Here is a 17,328-nt window from a genome sequence, read left to right as displayed (position 1 = left end):
ATTCTTGTCATATTATGGAACGAGGCCGAATTTTACATGATAAAGGCATGTGGTACAATTACGAAGTTAGGCAGCTTGCCGTGATGCGCCTTGATAAAGTAGCGTGCCATGTGGTGTGTTTCTGTGTATGAGCTAGTTTGTGTCATTCCCTTTTGTGTTTGGGACACGCTTAGTATATCGAATGGATGAGTTGCCCGTAATGATCACGCGTTCATTATTGATTTTGATGCTTGTGATCCTGACCAGAATATCCTGTTTCAGCTTAACAATGTCTCCCACTCGCAGTTGTAGATACTTAAGAGGCAGAGCTATCATATAAGTGCAGATCGGGCGGGAGAGATCTTCTTGTATCCTATCCATTATCTCTTCAGCTTGTTGATCATCGATTACCAGAGATGTGTGCATGGTGTTGGAATTTTCTATGTGGTTTCTAGTTGAAGGATAACCTGCTAATCTGAGCTGGTAGTCGAAGTGCAAGTTTTTGTAGAGCAGTGCAAATCCATCTTGAAGACTGTTAGTCTGGTTAGCCACTACGTACTCTTGCATAAGCATATCTTCTGCAGGTATTGCTAAAGGTATGAGTGTGGGCGCGTCGCTGAACGATATGGAGCCCACATTTTCTCTGATGCAAAGAAGGTAAATCTTTCTAAGTTCTTGAACAATGTCCCATACGGATCGTGGTTTGGTAATTACAAAGCCGTATACGGAACTCGCAAGGTTGGCATCTACCTTCAGGTTTAATGTAATGCCCTGAAGTATGTCGTATAGTATTGATGACAAGCTGATAGAAGATATTTTGTTATTTATTGTGAACCCCTCTTGCCAATTTCTGAGCATTTTTGTGTTTTTATTGTAAGGGGTGATGCTCCAGGCGAATAAGAACATTTTTTCTACCATTGCTGAAGATCTCCAAGCCTGTATAGTGCCGGAAATGGCAATTTTTTGTGCAGCGAAATCAGCAGTGTTATTTATGGAAGAAGTGTGCCGTGTGTACGGTGTTGCTCCTATAAGGCAGTCTTTGATACTGGGAAATCCATATTCTATGAACCATATCTTTTTCATTCTGGGTTTCCAAGACGTAGTTCTATCTGAAACTCCCATGGTGTGGTATTCCCTCCACCAATAGCCAATATCTTGCCACGAAAATCTAGAATCTTGATGGGGTGCTGGGGAATCATGAAGGCGCGACTGTCCACCATTTTGCCATAGATTAGCTACGTCATCAGCGCTTAAACGGCAGCTTGTTTGCGCGGGCGAACATAAGGGAAAGTAAGCATTGATACCCACAACATCTATGCCATAAGATGTCCACAGTGGGTCCATGTTATAGACTCCATTGTGCGAATGGTATTCGTCATGGTCTGCTGCGTAGGTTATAACTATGTTTTGTCCCAGAGAAATTTTTGCGTAGATGGCAACTTTTATCAACTCCTCAACTGCTGGGAATACTTCGCTTTTTTCACTCTTGATTCTTGTAAGCTTACTCAAGCCACTGGCGATGACGAATGCATCCACGTGGGGTTTGGCTAAATTACAATAATGCTCGACAAACGGCTGATACTGCTCTGCGAAAAATTTGCTGATTACATTCGCATCATTTTCGCTGTAAGTTAGCTTGTTATCATAATCATCTATGATTACAATCTTCAGGACTAGCATCACCTTATAGTTTTCCAGCTTGAGCTTTTCAATGTACCGATTGAGAGATGTGTCACTGGGCGTTTCTCCGGGCCACGTGTCAAGGCTGGTCGCAGAAATTTCGCATGCAGTCGCTGCGGTGTAATTCGCAACTTGCCAGCTGTCGGATGCCATTCGGAACCCAGCATTTCTCACTGTGCCTGGTTTTAAGATGCAATGTTTTATATCAGGAACTGATGCAAACCAATGCACTGAGACAGCGATCCATTGGACGTTTGGTAGGGTGCTTTGTAACTGATCCAGGCCCTGAATGGCGTAAGAGCTTTTACCCTTGCCGTTGATTTTAGTTGCCTCTCCGAAGGGGATTTCTTTTCCATTTACCGTTGTTATCGGAATGCGGGTTTGAATATTTGTGTCATAAGCCCATGCACCAAACCCAACTGTGTGAATTTCGAGAATCTTTTGTGTAACATGATTGCGCAGGGATTTACCAGTATAGGCTGTTACTTCAAAGGAAAAATGCGGAATGGTATCGTTGTAGCTTTGTAGGGGAAGTTCTTCCACTACCAGGTAAGCCAGCCCCCGGTAAGCTGGGGCATGCTCTTCGGACTCGAGAATTTTCCGATCAGGTTCTTGGTTCTCGGTGCCTAGATATAGGCGATAGCGTAGCTCATCAAGGGCAACAGGCTTTCCGTTGGCCCAAATTTTCGAGAGCCTATTTATCGGGCCGGAACATATAGCAATTGCCAGAGTTACGCTGCAACTGGTCGAGGTTTTTTCTTTCCTTTTACCACCTTTTCCGCTTGTTGATACTACCTTTTGCCGGCTATACCTTATAGGGAGAGACCAGATGACACTGCCATCTACTTTTCCGGTGCCATACACCTTAGGTATCGTTTTTCCATATGTGGAAGAAGGTGGAAGATGATTTTCTCCTAAGGTGCTCTCGTGGCCCAGGGGCAAAGGTGTTTTTCTTAGCAGGAGGGAAAGAAGTATTTCTGTGCTTGCTGAACGTCCCAACAGTGATTCTATAGACTTTGTTATTATCTTATCGAAGTTTTTTTCCAGTATTTCGGTTATGGCTAGCAACAGTTTTGACATAGGTTTTCTCCTGTATGTACTTGTGAAATTCGAGTAAATTGACGTGTTGTAGCCGTTCCAGTTGACCGTTTTCCCTATGTGTCACCTATGGTGGTCTACTAGCAGTTGTTATTTCCTGGTAGCTACGCGACGTATTTTTGCTCTTTCAAGCTACATGTTCGCGTAATGTGTTGGCTTGATTGCTGATGATGTATGATTCCATACTGTGGCCAAGAATTGAATCAATCCATGTTTTTGTATATAGAGCATATATCGGGCACGTGTGGCTCTCCGCGGAAGTTTTTTGCGTTACTAAACTTCTGCACGCAAGTACGGAAGTTTTTGTCGCATCCTGCCACTATGGAGTATTTATCGTTGACTAACATTCTATGTGGAGTGCTGGTAGCAAGATATATGCACTGTTCGCTGTCGCTTTGCACCTTTGAGGAAAAGTTTGCATTTTGTCCTGTTAAAAATTTGATTATGCCATGGGTGTAGTATCCAGCATCTGCCAAGAGGCTGAAGTCTTTGAAAGTTTTAAACTCATCTGTTACTGCCGATATGGAGCCTTTGAACGTGTACCGTGCAGCTTTCAACATGCATTCTTTATCACAGAATTGTGCTCTACATTGAGGAGAGAATAGAGTGCCGACTTTCTCTTTTATAGTATTCATCCCTCCCCGTAGGGTGGCCTTGAATATGCCATTTTGCAGAGTAACTTCAACTACTGCTCCAGTAAAGACAGCTATGCTTCCCTGTGATATGTCCTCATAGTTAACTACAAATATTTCAACATGCGCATTGTCGAACACGCCTCTGGAAAGGGCTGCTTCCGAGAATATTTCACTTTCAGATAAGGTCTCGACATTAGCAGTGCTTAAGCCCAAACTGTGTTCTATAAGTCTGACAGTCAGGCCGGGTTCTGCCCGGTATGATGTGCCGTCTATTTCTAGATTTCTATCAATGTCCGTAAGTGCAATAGAAGAGCCACTAATCGGGGTTATTTTACAGCAGTATGCCAGAGAGATGGTTTCTTGTGAGATATGTGACAGTAACGCAGGATTTTTATTGTTCATGTTGTTGCTTAGATTTAGGTTCAATTAGAGGCATAGCAGCCATGAATGGCTGGTGCTACAGGGAAGTGTGTATCTCAGATAAGGATAGATACGGCTGTGTTCTGACGTAAGCAGATTATCTTTCTGGTATACACCGGGCGTCATGCACGGCATGCGATGTTCGCTTTGTAACATATGTGAAAGTATGGTAAAGTGCAGCCGTGGTTCTGCTTTTTGTTAGCAGGTTATGTGCTGGCAGAGTTAGGGGGAGGGGTAGTGCAAGTGGTTGATAGGAAATTTCGCAGAGAAGACTGCCTATTTGGCGATAATGCGCTTCTCGTTGAGGAGGTATACGACAACTACGAGGGTGGTTTGTCTGAGCTTCCAGAGGGTTGGGATGAGCTTTTTTCCGGAGTGAAGGAGCATAAGGTAAGGCCTTCTGGGAGCGCACCAGCCGCTGGGGGTGCTCTTAAAGGAAATACTGTTTCGGAGAGTGAGCAGCAAAAGATTACTGATCTGATGCACTTTTATAGGGCCTACGGGCATATGGCTGCGGACCTTGATCCTCTAAAGATGGGGGAACGGGCAGACTTAGATCATGGGAGCTATCTTTCGATGAACTCTAAGCGCAATTATGCGTTATGGGAGAAGGCGAAGTTCTCGGAGAAAAACCTTCTGAAGATCCTGAAAGAAACATATTGTGGCAAGATAGGTTTTGAGTTCATGCACATTCGCTCTATGGATGAGCGTTTGTGGATACAAGACAAAATAGAAAATATGAACATTAGCTTCTCTGCAGAGGAGCAGAAGGAAATCCTTTGGCATCTGCAGGAAACAGAGATGTTTGAGCAGTTTTTACATGTTCGATTTCCGGGATATAAAAGATTTTCCATAGAAGGGGGCGATGCCATGGTGGTGTCGCTGGAGAAGCTGATATCATTAGCGCCGGGTATGGGAATACGTGAGATTGTTATAGGAATGTCGCATCGTGGCAGGCTTAGTGTCATGACTAAAGTTGTTAAGAAGCCTTACGCTGCCATGTTGCATGAATTCGCTGGGGGGATGGCATATCCTTCAGACTTGGGAGTTACCGGGGATGTTAAGTATCACCTAGGGTGCTCAAATGACCGCAAGGTGGATGGGCAGTCTGTGTATTTGTCTTTGAGCTACAATCCTTCGCATCTTGAAGCAGTGAACCCAGTGGTTATGGGGAGAGTTAGGGCGAGAATGGATCGCACTAATGAGTCAGTTATAGGTGTTTTGGTGCACGGTGATGCCGCCTTTATCGGCCAAGGGGTAGTTGCAGAAGGTCTTACCATCAGTGGAGTGAAGGGATATTCTTCAGGGGGCTGTGTTCATGTGGTGGTCAATAATCAGGTGGGTTTTACCACTAGTCCAGATAGTGCTAGGTCTTCTCTCTACTGTTCGGATATGGCCAGGATGATAGATGCCCCCGTTTTTCACGTAAATGGCGATGATCCGGAAGTGGTTGCTGCCGTAACGCAGTTAGCGTTGGAGTACAGAAACAAGTTTAAAAAGGATGTTGTAGTAGATATGGTTTGCTATCGCCGTTATGGACATAACGAAGGAGATGAGCCGATGTTCACTCAGCCTCTAGTATATAATCGCATAGCAGAACATAAAACTGTTGCCGCTTTGTATGCTGACAAGCTCATCGGAGATGGGGTGGTTACGTCAGAGCAGGTGGGAGATTTTCGTAAGCAGTTCCGTGGGATTCTCGACGAGGCATTAGTCGCATCTGCAGACTATAAGCCCAAGTGTGCCATGTGGTTTGAAGGCTATTGGGCAGGGTTAAGATCCCCGCCAGTAGGCGAATTTGGGCATTATCTTTCTGATACTGGGGTTGAGGGAAGTAAGCTAACATCGCTCGCGGGTGTTATATGCTCAGTGCCTGAGGGTTTCCAAATAGATAAGAAGATTGCCAGGATGTTGAATGCAAGGCTAAATTCCATAAGGAGCGACAGCATAGACTGGGGAACCGGCGAGGCTTTGGCATTTGCCACACTGTTAGTTGAGAAGAGATCCGTGCGCCTTTCTGGTGAGGATTGTGGACGTGGTACTTTTTCCCATAGGCACGCGAGGCTGGTGGATCAAGTTACGGGGGCCAAATATGTGCCGCTGAACAATTTAGGAGTGGAGCAGGGGAGCTTTGAAATTCTCGATAGCCCGCTATCTGAATATGCAGTTATGGGCTTCGAATACGGCTACAGTTTGGATTCGCCGCATGCGTTGGTGATGTGGGAGGCCCAATTTGGGGATTTCGCCAACGGCGCGCAGATTATTATAGATCAATTTATTGCTGCATCTGAGACGAAGTGGCTGCGTTGTAGTGGGTTGGTGCTGCTTTTGCCTCATGGTTATGAGGGGCAGGGTTCGGAGCACAGTTCAGCCCGGATAGAGAGATTCCTGCAATTGTGTGCCGAAGATAATATGCAGGTGGTTAACTGTACCACTCCTGCTAATTATTTCCATGTTTTACGCAGGCAGCTTCATCGGGATTTTAGAAAACCATTAGTGGTCTTTACTCCCAAATCTCTTCTCAGACATAAGATGGCGGTGTCGAAGCTATCAGATTTTTCTGGAGGGTTTTTGCCGGTAATTGGCGATGGGCTGTGCGCCGATTCCAGAGCGGTGAAACGGGTGATTATTTGCAGTGGTAAGGTTTACTATGACCTTTGCGATACAAGGGGAGATAGAAGGGATGTTGCACTGTTAAGGCTTGAGCAGTACTATCCGTTCCCTAAGGATTTTTTGTCTCGTGAGCTCGCTAAGTATCCCAAAGCTCAGGTGGTTTGGTGTCAGGAAGAGCACAAGAACATGGGAGGATGGAGTTTCGTGCGAGACTATATAGAAGAATCTATGGCGGGTGCGGGTATGTCACAAAGGGCTGTTAGTTACATTGGGCGTGCTGCAGCCGCTTCCACGGCTGCGGGATATGCTAGTGTGCACGCTGAGCAACAGCAGAAGATAATGATGGACTCATTTTCCTTCTAAGGACAGGGAAGTTCGTTATCACAGTGTGGATGTGCTATTGGTATAGGTGCGTGATTGAGCAGGCGGAGCTCGGGGTATTCGCGGGTCAATTTACGTGTGTTGCCTAGATTGCGGTCGCTGCCACCTGGAGGGTGTTGACGCAGAGTTTGTTTCCATCGCGAACACCACAGGTTTGCAGCTGGCTACTGTACCGCTAGGCGAATGTAATGTGCATGCTTTACGTGTATCTCCGAGTTTTTCACATGCCGTACGTGCTCCAAGGTTTGTTGCTGCTGCACACCGTGGTTATTTGTATGGAGTTTTTGATCACAAATTTGCGGCTGCCGGATTTCTCACGGAGTGTAAAGGTGGTATGCGCGCTTTTATACGAGCATCTACGTGCGTGTAAGTTTGCGAATGTTGTACGTGCTCCGGATCTTGAGGTTGCTGCGCGCCTGTGGTATGTACGGGTTCTCTATCACAAGCACGAGCAAGTTTAAAGCTGCCATACGTGCTACTGGCGCAAAATGTTTTTGGTGCGCGTTGTAGGATCCACTATCCAGCGCTTCTTATCTCTACCTCCACATTGGCAAAAGCGGAATGCCGCTACATGCAGAGCTGGTCTAGCTTTAGTGGCTAGCTCAGTTGCCAGGTAGCTTTATTGCGCTTATGCACTCCTTATTCTTTTAGCTTGATGCGCGATTTACTGTTGTGGAAAAGCTGAGTAGTTTTATGGCTCCCGAATTTACTACATTGCCGCCCACGCGTTTGGTGGTGTAGAACTTCACGAATTTCTTTTCTGTGTACGGGTCACGCAGTATTCTGATGTCCTTGTTCTCTACTATTCTGTAAGCGCTTTTAAAGTCTGCCAGCGCGATCATCCCGGCTTTATCTGCTGCTGCTATTGGCATCTCCGAAGTTTGGTACACCGGTATACCGAAGATTTCTTCTCCATTTTTTCCAGCTTGCAATAAGTACTGTCCCGATGATGATTTGAAGGACCTAATTTCTTGCAACGTGCTTCTGTGCATCAAAAAAGATGCCCTCGATGCGTAGTATTCATGCAGTGAGTACAGTAGTTTTACAATTGTGTCATAATCCAGCTTATCCACTTCCATGAGTGTAATATCAGTGCCAACCCCTAAGATTCCAAGAGGCTTTGTAGAACCATTGCCAGATATAAATGCAGCATTCTCCGCTCTGGAAAAAGCTTCTACTAGGTTGTCAATTAGCCACCTTTCCAGGTCTATAAAAGAGTCTTCCAAATGTATTTTAGATATTTTTGGCTGCGCATAAAGTTCGTGGAGTACAACAGACAAAGAAGAGAACTTCGGAGCTCCTGATATGGGAGCTGCTGCACTCTCTTGTTTTGTCCCCGTGCCACTAGCAGGAGCCGCGTTGTTTTCACTCCACCCCACATAGTTGTCTTTGTTATTTGTTACGAAGTACTCAACTTGACTACCCGAGATTTTTTCCACGGAACACAGCTTGCGCATTATGGAACTTTCATGTAACAACTTGTCTATATACGATATGACCTTTTTCGGCATCATAAGTGGCATTGCATCTGCGCTCTTATATGATAACTGGTCGTAAACTCCAGTGGCCACGAACTCTTTCAGGTACTTGGATTCCAGGTCCTCAGGTTGGTCTTTGAGGTTAATTCGACCAGGGCTACTAATCTCGAGTTTATTAAGCCTGTTTTCAAACTCACTGAACTTGTAATTAAACTCATCCAGCTTTTGTAGAATTGCTTCGTCGGAAGAGCTTGTTTCTTCAATGGGATAGGTGCTTCGTCCATGTTGCGGCAAAAATTCTGTAATCTCATCTTTGATCTCTAGTTCTGTTGTCATTATTTCTTGGGGAAAATGAACGTTTTGATATTGCGGTTTAGGCAATTCCTGAATTTATTATTTGGATGTTTGAAGACTTGGGTAAGCACTTAATATAAGGTGTATGCCCACACCATTATGTGTATCAAGAGGAGAATTGCTAGGCAGCAAACATTTTGGTAGCGAATAGGGGGAGAGTGACTTGCTGGTGTTGGATGGTTTAAGGAGGTCAAGGTGGTTGTTTATGTGGCAGGTGGATATGCTTGCAAAATGCCAGGATTATCGAAATAGGAGCGCAGCACATCCAAGAAAAAGTATGCCTAAGCGATTATGTGGCGTGACACGAATTACTTTCTGTAACCCATTATATGCACGTGAAAGTGAAAAACCTCCTGTCCTGCGGTGCTTCCATGGTTTGTCACCAATCTATAACCAGAAGTATGTAAATCTAGCATATGTGCTATTTTCCTGACGGTCTTAAAGAACTCCGACAGGTCGTAATCAGAGCATGCAAAGTCATCAAATGACACATACTCCCCCTTGGGAACAACCAGCACATGCACTGGTGCTGCAGGTCTTATGTCATGAAACGCCAATAAGTTATCATCCTCATAGACCTTATTACATGGCGCCTCCCCTCTTAGTATCTTAGCAAAGACGTTGTCTTTGTCGTAATGATGCAAACCCATAGCTACTTACTATACCCCCCGTATCGTCCCTTTTGTCTGTGATGTCGATGCTTCGGGACTAGAAACAGAAGGTGCTGCCACGGGGCTAGCTATATCTACGCTGGACACTCCACTGACCACAGCCAGTCCCGCTGCTGCCTCCTGTAGTGTTTGCGTGCAAAGATGAGCAGGATCTTGAAGCCCGGCAGTTGAGGAGCCTTGTTCTAGGGATTGCGCAGAAGATGACAAGTACCGTCCTTGAAGTACAGAATGGTTACTCCCAGGTGACGATGGAACCGCCATAGTGCCGCCACTGAGGGAGAAGCTGGCTGATTCTATGCTGGGGTCAGATGACATCGATGCACTGTCACGTCTTGAACTTGTCACTGGGTCTGACGTAGTGTCACTTCTAGCTGGGCGGTCTGGTGTGCTACTCATACCAAGCTCCTGATCAACGGTTCTTGAACAAGCCTGACTCTGTCCCCGTCCAACATGGGTACTGCTCATACCAGCGTCTTGTGATGATCTTTGAGAGTCACGATTACGCACCAATTCTTTGGCTATGCTCTCGGCCATTTGTGGTCCACCAATACCGAGAACTGAGAAGATGTCTTCAACTTCCTTCTGAATTTGCTCTACAGTCTTGTTTCTAGGGTCAATGGTTATTTTTAGAACTCTACTAAAACCATCACTGGAGGGGATAACTTCTAATGCCCCGCCGTTTGCTTGAAGGCGTTTCCTTAGATCCGTAAGTTTATCACACATTTCCTTATCAGATTTGTGCTGCATCATGTTGCTAATGTCGGGGAGTTTTCCTATTCCCGCACTTGAAGGATCAAGCTCTTTAGTATCGCTAGCATCGAGAGCAGCTAGCATTTGCAAAGCTCGTTCACTCAAAATCCCGTCGCGCAATGTAAGCGATAGCCTACCATCTGAGTCGTAAGTTTTGTTGTAGTCGTTGCCCCGCTTTCTTTCCCAGGATGTATTCCTCAGGCTTCTTGCGGCGTCGTAAAAGGGCTTGTCCTTGCCAAAAAGCCCCATTATGGCGTTTTTGAACCAACCCCACTGACTTCTGTCAGTTTGCGCTTCTGGGTTTTCAGTGCCCGGTGCACTAGCACCGCCCAATAAAGTGCCTAAGACCATGCGCAGGGTACTGTAAAGCTTTGCGAAAAAGCCGCTCGGTTCCTGCTGTACGGTGTCCCGTGCGTTTTCTTCGGGCACCTGAGTTGCACCAGGCGCAGATGCACCAGCATTTTGAGAGATTTGCTCTTGTGTGGGTTCTTGATTCATATGAATACCGCAAGTGATTTAGAATTATAGGTGCCTAATACTCTGAGCGCAAAAAAATCAAAAAAATATTAACTAAAAGTGCGAACAGATTTAGGTAGAAAAAATTTTATGTTACTGTAAAATCGGGCTCACGATCCTGTGTCTGTAAATTAATTGAATACCCTGAGGTGAGTAACAATACCGAGTATACGCCGGTGCTGCGACAGTACAAGGCACTCAAGGAACAGTACAAAGGATGCCTCCTATTATACCGGCTGGGGGATTTTTACGAGCTTTTTTTTGAGGATGCGGTAGTTGCGTCTAAGGCTCTTGATATAGTGTTAACCAAGCGCGGAGCAGATACACCCATGTGTGGTGTGCCGTATCACAGCAGTGATAGCTATCTCAGTAAATTGGTAAAGCTGGGGTACAAAGTTGCTATTTGTGAGCAGCTAGAGACTGCTGAAGAAGCACGAAAGCGGGGGATCAGGTCCCTTGTTAAAAGGGAGGTTGTTAGAATAGTAACTCCTGGAACATTAATTGAAGATGGTCTATTAGATGCCAGGGAGAATAACTATCTGGTGTGCATAACCAATATAAAGGATCGCTATGCCATTGCGTGGATGGAGATATCCACTGGTCTATTCAGTGTACGCACTATCGGGATAGAGGATCTTGACAGTGAGATTCAGCGGCTTCAGCCAAGTGAGCTACTAATTTCAGACAAGCTCAAAGAACAGCAGTATATGGATTTAGTGCTGAAAAGGCACAGATGTACCATCACCAGCCACAACGAAAGTTTCTTTGACGCTAAACGGGCCGAAAAGGTTTTGTGCAGCGTGTATGGAGTCAGTACGGTTAAGGGTATTGGAAATTTTGAAGATGCGGAAGTTGCCGCTTGTGGTTCATTGGTAGAGTATGTAAGGGCAACGCAGAGGGGGAGTTTGCCACAGTTGAGCTACCCAAAGGTGCGGGACGCTGCTGGCTTTGTGTTCATAGATGGGCCGGCACTAAGGAATCTGGAGCTATTTTCCGCTCAGGCTGGGGAGAAGAAGGGTTCTCTCATCTCCACGATAGACAGTACGGTTACCACTATGGGTAGCAGGCTACTTAAGAGATACCTAGAATTTCCTGCAGCGTGTCCTAATGTTATAACTAGCAGACTTGATGCAGTGGAGTTCTTCGTCTTTAACAGGCCCTTAGCGGAAGCGGTGCGTACGGTTATTGATGGCATTCCTGATATAGAAAGGATTCTCACTCGCGTCAAGCTGTTGAAATGTTCGCCTAAGGATATATGTATGCTTGGGCAAGCGCTAGGGAGGATCTTTGACTTGTCGAAGATTCTCAGTCCTGATGACCACTCAGTGATTTCCAGAATGTTGATCTCTCTGGGGGAGCATCGCGAATTGCTGAAGCTGATCAGTGAGGTCATGCTCGAAAATAATGTTGCGTCGTGTAAGGATGGGGGATTTATCAACCCTAGTTGTAACGAGCGCCTGGCGGAGTTAGCAAGGATACAGAACGATAGCGGCTTGATCATGCAGCGATTACGCGACAAGTACAGGGCGCAGACCGGCATCAGTAACCTGAAGATTTTGTGCAACGGGTTACTGGGGTACTATATAGAGGTTTCATCTTCCTATAGAATAAGTGATGAGGCTTTCGTCCGCAGGCAGAGCCTGGTGAGTAGCACACGTTATACTACTGCAGAATTGAAGGAACTTGAGGAGAGGATAGTTTCAGCTAAGAGCGAGAGTGCTGATCTTGAGGCTCAGATTTTTCAGGGGTTGTGTTCCAGGATTGCCAGTGAGGCGCAAAGCATAGGATTGTCAGCTGCAGCTGTGGCGGAGTTAGATGTTATTACCGCACTAGCAGAAGTAGCTGTGGAAAATAACTACGTCAGGCCGATCGTTGACTCTAGCAAAAAGTTTAGTATTGCGAAGGGGCGTCATCCGGTAGTTGAGTCTGGCACCGACTTTATTGCTAACGACTGTGACCTCTCAGAAGGGAACAGGATGGCGCTAATCACCGGGCCAAATATGGCTGGAAAGAGCACATTCCTGAGACAAAATGCCCTAATTGCGATCTTAGCTCATATAGGTTCTTTTGTGCCGGCAGAATCTGCGCACATTGGGGTGATTGATAAGATCTTTAGCAGGGTGGGGGCATCTGACAACATTGCACTGGGGCACTCTACCTTTATGGTAGAAATGGTGGAGACGGCAGCGATTCTAAATCAGGCTACTCCTAAGTCTCTAATAATACTGGATGAAATTGGCCGTGGGACCGGAATAAATGATGGGCTTTCCATAGCGTTAGCTGTAATCGAGCATGTGCATGATGTTACCGAAAGTAGGGCAATATGTGCTACTCACTATCATGAGCTTCCGAGGCTCAGTAGGAATTTGGAGAACATTAGGTTCTTTTGTCTAAGGATAGAGGAATGGAAAGGAGAAGTGGTGTTCTTGCATGAGCTGCTCCCAGGAATTTCCAGCAAATCATATGGAATACACGTTGCAGCGCTTGCAGGTTTCCCAAAGCGGGCCATCGACAGGGCAGCTTTTTTCATGAGCAAACTCGAAGAGGGGCAGGACTGCTCGCAGGAGCTAGGGAATGTTACGAATGACGCTGAAGAAGTAGCTACGTACTGAGGTTCCCCACTAAGACATCCATGACCTTGCCAACCATACTCTGGTTAAAGACAAGTTGTTGAGTGTTAAGGAGGCGCTGTAGGGCGGAGAGGCGTTCACTTTTCTCCTGATCTGGTACTTGGTCTGGATACTCCGCCCCCGGGGTACCAGGTCTCGGGCTATATTTAAAGCTATAAGCAAGAGAGAAGCCAACGTTTTCAACAAGCTTAAGAGCATCCTCAAAGTCCTTTGTTGTCTCTCCGGGAAACCCCACGATAAAGTCAGAAGAGAGGGCAATGTTAGCATTGGCCTCTCTTAGTTTGCCAACTATTTCTAGATACTCATCAGCCGTATGCTTTCTATTCATTTTTTTAAGTATGCGGTCTGAGCCACACTGAACTGGCAAGTGAACAAAAGGTGCTAACTTTTGCTCATACCTGTGAGCATCATATAAGGTAGGATGCATATCTCTAGGATGGGAAGTAGTATAGCGAATGCGCTCAACGCCGTTTATGCGAGCTACCTCACGAATAAGGGTTCCTAAGTCACTTTCGATGCCTTTATAGGTTCCATGATATGCGTTGACATTTTGTCCTATAAGTACAATCTCCTTGGTTCCACGGTCGACTAATTGTACTACTTCTTCCAGTACAGCTTCTACTGTTCGAGAGTATTCTGGGCCCCTGGTATAAGGTACTACACAAAACGTGCAAAACTTATCGCAACCTTCTTGAACTGACACATATGCTGAAACTCCGCCATTTGCCCTCCTCTCGGCTTTTATAGCATCGAACTTTGATACTACAGGGAATTCAATATTTATTTGTTTCTTGTCTCTTTTGACCTTCATTATGAGCTCAGCAAGCGTATGGAGCCCTTGGGGACCCACCACAACATCGACAAATGGTGCTCGCTCGAAAACTGCTTCTCCTTCGGCCTGAGCGACGCAGCCGGCAACAACGATTAGGCATCCGTCTTTCCTGATTAACCGCATGCGGCCCAAGGTTGAATAGAGCTTTTCTGATGCTTTTTCCCTTATATGACAAGTATTGATCAATATCACATCAGCATCTTCGGGTTTTTCTACTACCGCATACCCTACCGGACGCAACACGTCCTCCATCATCAGTGCATCGTACACATTCATTTGGCACCCGTACGATTCTATGTACAGACCTTTGGTGTGCTTTGCACGACGTGTAGCTAATGCTACGTGCTGCTTTGCAGTAAGGGTAGGTTGTCTAGTAATAGGCCCCGGGCAACCTGGTCAGCTCACAGCGAGACCGCTTTACCAAGTGTTTAACCGTGCGAGCTTCTTATAAAAGTTTCTTATTTACATGCACTGCTTGCACATGTGTAAGGTAGCCGACTTTCAGTGCGTACTATAGAGGTTTTTCCTAGTAAACAATCGGTCCGGGGGCAACTTGGTTTAGTTTGAAAAGTGACCGCTTAACCAGATGTTCTACTAAATCTACTTCCTCTTTGGTAAAACCCCGGTGCACGACGCCCTCTTTGCTCAGCCGCTCATCTAGCAGCAATTTGAGCATTCGGTCTAGCCTGTCGTACTCAGGCAAAGTATCCTGATCTTTTTGATTAAACCTTAATTCTGCTGAGGGGGGCTTATCTATCACGGACGTAGGCACTATATCTAACTTTTTGCACTTACTCAAGTAGGGAATGTTGTGGTTGCGCCAATTTACAAGGTCATAGACTTTTGTCTTATATATGCTTTTTAACGGTGCAAAACCGCCGCAAGTATCTCCATATAAAGTCATATAACCAGTCAGCAGTTCTGACTTATTGCCTGTGGCCAGCAAAAGAAGGTTTGTGCCATTGCTAACAGCCATCAGAAACATGCCTCTGATTCTCGATTGAATATTTTCTTCTACAACTCCGCTGGAGTTTTGAGCGCTAAGTAAGGACTGCAAGCTACGCGTGCAAGTACAAAAGGTCTCTTCTATAGAGATAACAGTGTGCATGATTCCCAGTCTTTCAGCGCATTCTTTGGCATCTTCTATGCTGGATCGAGATGTATACCTGGTCGGGAGCATAAAGGTGTGAACGTTTTCGGCGCCTATAGCGTCTGTTGTGATAGCAGCTACAAGTGCGGAATCTATACCTCCTGATAAGCCTAATACTGCTCCAGCAAAGGAATTTTTGTGTATAAAGTCCCTGATGGCCAACATCAGCCCTTGGTATGTAAACTCGTGAGCTGAGCTACTGTGGGCACTCGCTGTGGAATGTTCTGGTGCTGACTCTTTCCAGTTTGATTTAAGGTAATTGGTTACTGTTTTAGGTGTGATTTCATAGTCATCGTTGCCGTAAGCGGAAGTTGCTGAACAAGGAACCTTTATGCTGGCAGGACGTGCAGTAGTTTCGAGTCCCGTAAGGTCCAGGAGCATTATGTCTTCCTTCCACAGTGCCAGTTTATGTGTGCTATGGGTTGCAGAAACGATAGAGCCTCCAGAGAACACATGGCTTGTGTAGCCCCCTACCATATTTAGGTAAATTAATGTCTTAGTTTTTGCTGTGATGGTTGGGGTGCCCAGGAAAGCAAGCTCCTCACTGCAACGGTGCTGCGACTTTCCAAGTACAATCAGTAAATCAGTATTGTCAGGCACATGACAAGAATTTGGTAAGGCAGTGTCTGCCTGTTTAGTGCGTTGCAGCAATAATGCAACTCGCAGGCCGCTTATATTAAACACTGCGCACTTTTCGGATTCCTCGGAAACGAAAGCAGGTATGCGAATGAGCTCCCTGAGCTGTTGGTCGGGAGTGATAAGATAGATGACTTCGGATAAAGACCCTTGATCAAGAAGCACGCTGCCAACTATTACGGATATCCCCTTCACTTGCGCTGCCAGATCACTTAGTCCTTTTAGACATAAGTTGAAAAAGTCTCCCGCAAGCACAGGGTCTTTTTCCAAGAGTCCACAAACGGCGTACCTGCCAAATATAACCAGGTCGGATCCCAACTTTCCGGCGCTTGAGGTTATGGAGAAGAGTTTCTCTGTGTTGCCCACGACATTTCCAGTGTGGTAGTTAAGCTGTGCTATTAATGTTGTCGTCACCTTTTGATATCCCGAGAATGTAGTTGTTCTGCAACCTCCAGGGCCGCGTACGTTATGATGCAACGAGCACCGGCGCGTTTTAGACTAAGGAGAGACTCGTACATGCATTGATCGTAATCCACCCACCCATTCATTGCCGCGGACTTTATCATTGCGTATTCTCCGCTTACTTGGTATGTCAGTACCGGAATTTCCACTGCTTTGCTTACTTCGTTCAGTACGTCAAGATAGAAGATTCCTGGCTTTATCAGCAGCATGTCGGCACCTTCGTCAACGTCCAAGCGAGATTCAAAAAGTGCTTCGCGCGCGTTGGCAGGATCCATTTGGTATGTCCTCTTGTCGACAGATTGCGTCATGGTTCTTGACCCGACAACCCCGCGAAAAGGCTTGTACAGGCATGAGCTATACTTTGCAGCATATGACAATATGCTGACCTGGCTGAAGGAGCAGTTGTCTAAAAACTCCCTTATTGCTCCCACGCGCCCGTCCATCATATCTGACGGCGCTACAACATCACATCCGGCAGCAGCGAGAACTGCGGCTTGTTTACATAGAACATCAATAGTGGCGTCATTGTCCACAACCTTGCCGACAGTGATGCCGTCATGCCCGGAGACGGTATAGGGGTCCAAAGCCACATCTGCCATTACGCCAATTTCTGGCACTGCATCCTTAATTAGCCTGATGGTTTTACACACCAGATTCTCTGGGTTATATGCTTCTTCCGCATCGTCAGACTTAATGCAGTTTACAGGGAATAAAATGACTGCACTAACTCCTGCGCTGTAGGCATGGCGAGCCGCATTTACCGCGCTTTCAGGAGACAAGCGCTTCATGCACTCCAACCCATCCAGCACCATACTATCCTCGCTGTCCTCATGGACGAAGATGGGCAAAATCAGATCGTTGGGAGATAGCTCTGTCTCCCTTACCATACTTCGTAGCCACCCATGAGCGCGGGTACGCCTTAGCCTTGTCCTCGGAAACTGCATTGCCAAAATGCTGAACGCACTGGAGCCGAGTATATTTTTTTTGCAGAGGTTGATCAACCCATTTATCAAGGACATCTGCACAAAAAGTAAGTGGCGGGT

Annotated in this window: 10 protein-coding genes and 1 pseudogene; 3 read left to right on the top strand and 8 right to left on the bottom strand. The window is 46.1% G+C overall.

Annotated features, from left to right (window positions below; genetic code table 11):
* Positions 1 to 132: 132 nt before the first annotated feature.
* Together ANPL_RS03150 and ANPL_RS03145 are read right to left on the bottom strand one after the other, a co-directional pair.
* Complete coding sequence (locus ANPL_RS03150) at positions 133 to 2,739, bottom strand: baseplate megatron protein TIM-barrel domain-containing protein (RefSeq protein WP_169193314.1); 2,607 nt, start codon at positions 2,737 to 2,739, stop codon at positions 133 to 135.
* 221 nt (positions 2,740 to 2,960) lie between these two features.
* On the bottom strand, positions 2,961 to 3,794 hold the full coding sequence (locus ANPL_RS03145; RefSeq protein WP_169193313.1) for a DUF2163 domain-containing protein: 834 nt from the start codon (positions 3,792 to 3,794) through the stop codon (positions 2,961 to 2,963).
* Positions 3,795 to 4,055: 261 nt separating this feature from the next.
* On the opposite strand from ANPL_RS03145, the gene ANPL_RS03140 reads away from it, so the two are divergent.
* Entirely contained in the window at positions 4,056 to 6,788 is a 2,733-nt protein-coding gene (locus ANPL_RS03140; RefSeq protein ID WP_169193643.1) for a 2-oxoglutarate dehydrogenase E1 component, read from the top strand.
* Between the two features lie 242 nt (positions 6,789 to 7,030).
* The gene (locus ANPL_RS03135; protein ID WP_169193312.1) at positions 7,031 to 7,267 is read left to right on the top strand and encodes a hypothetical protein; all 237 of its coding nucleotides are present in this window, start codon (positions 7,031 to 7,033) and stop codon (positions 7,265 to 7,267) included.
* 186 nt (positions 7,268 to 7,453) lie between these two features.
* Here the strand turns inward: ANPL_RS03135 and ANPL_RS03130 are convergent, their stop codons facing one another.
* The 3 genes from ANPL_RS03130 to ANPL_RS03120 form a co-directional block, all read right to left on the bottom strand.
* Positions 7,454 to 8,620: a phage major capsid protein gene (locus ANPL_RS03130; protein ID WP_169193311.1), complete on the bottom strand. Its 1,167-nt coding sequence runs from the start codon at positions 8,618 to 8,620 to the stop codon at positions 7,454 to 7,456.
* Positions 8,621 to 8,946: 326 nt separating this feature from the next.
* Complete coding sequence (locus ANPL_RS03125) at positions 8,947 to 9,288, bottom strand: histidine triad nucleotide-binding protein (protein WP_169193310.1); 342 nt, start codon at positions 9,286 to 9,288, stop codon at positions 8,947 to 8,949.
* A gap of 9 nt (positions 9,289 to 9,297) precedes the next feature.
* A complete protein-coding gene (locus ANPL_RS03120) occupies positions 9,298 to 10,557 on the bottom strand; it encodes a hypothetical protein (protein ID WP_169193309.1) in 1,260 nt (419 codons plus the stop codon).
* Between the two features lie 167 nt (positions 10,558 to 10,724).
* Between ANPL_RS03120 and mutS the strand changes: the two genes are divergently transcribed.
* On the top strand, positions 10,725 to 13,187 hold the full coding sequence (gene mutS, locus ANPL_RS03115; protein ID WP_169193308.1) for a DNA mismatch repair protein MutS: 2,463 nt from the start codon (positions 10,725 to 10,727) through the stop codon (positions 13,185 to 13,187).
* Position 13,188: 1 nt separating this feature from the next.
* Here the strand turns inward: mutS and miaB are convergent.
* The 3 genes and pseudogenes from miaB to hemB form a co-directional block, all read right to left on the bottom strand.
* Positions 13,189 to 14,340 (bottom strand): annotated as a pseudogene (gene miaB / locus ANPL_RS03110) (tRNA (N6-isopentenyl adenosine(37)-C2)-methylthiotransferase MiaB); the annotation flags it as partial.
* A 223-nt stretch (positions 14,341 to 14,563) separates the two neighbouring features.
* Positions 14,564 to 16,237 carry an NAD(+) synthase gene (nadE, locus tag ANPL_RS03105; protein ID WP_236822791.1) on the bottom strand — a complete coding sequence of 558 codons (1,674 nt, stop codon included), beginning with the start codon at positions 16,235 to 16,237 and terminating at the stop codon, positions 14,564 to 14,566.
* Positions 16,234 to 17,229 (bottom strand): porphobilinogen synthase, encoded by a 996-nt coding sequence (gene hemB / locus ANPL_RS03100; RefSeq protein WP_169193641.1) that lies wholly within the window; start codon positions 17,227 to 17,229, stop codon positions 16,234 to 16,236. Before hemB ends, nadE begins: the two co-directional genes overlap by 4 nt.
* Positions 17,230 to 17,328: the final 99 nt, after the last annotated feature.

This window comes from Anaplasma platys (assembly GCF_012790675.1).
GTDB classification, from domain to species: Bacteria; Pseudomonadota; Alphaproteobacteria; order Rickettsiales; family Anaplasmataceae; genus Anaplasma; species Anaplasma platys.
The sequence above is the reverse complement of the archived record's forward strand: the minus strand, read 5'-3'. Positions and strand labels throughout refer to the sequence as shown.

Excerpts from the sequence above, each read along its gene's own strand:
- ANPL_RS03150 (WP_169193314.1), bottom strand. The coding sequence starts at position 2,739 with ATGTCAAAACTGTTGCTAGCCATAACCGAAATACTGGAAAAAAACTTC.
- ANPL_RS03145 (WP_169193313.1), bottom strand. The coding sequence starts at position 3,794 with ATGAACAATAAAAATCCTGCGTTACTGTCACATATCTCACAAGAAACC.
- ANPL_RS03135 (WP_169193312.1), top strand. The coding sequence starts at position 7,031 with ATGCCGTACGTGCTCCAAGGTTTGTTGCTGCTGCACACCGTGGTTATT.
- ANPL_RS03130 (WP_169193311.1), bottom strand. The coding sequence starts at position 8,620 with ATGACAACAGAACTAGAGATCAAAGATGAGATTACAGAATTTTTGCCG.
- ANPL_RS03125 (WP_169193310.1), bottom strand. The coding sequence starts at position 9,288 with ATGGGTTTGCATCATTACGACAAAGACAACGTCTTTGCTAAGATACTA.
- ANPL_RS03120 (WP_169193309.1), bottom strand. The coding sequence starts at position 10,557 with ATGAATCAAGAACCCACACAAGAGCAAATCTCTCAAAATGCTGGTGCA.
- hemB (WP_169193641.1), bottom strand. The coding sequence starts at position 17,229 with ATGCAGTTTCCGAGGACAAGGCTAAGGCGTACCCGCGCTCATGGGTGG.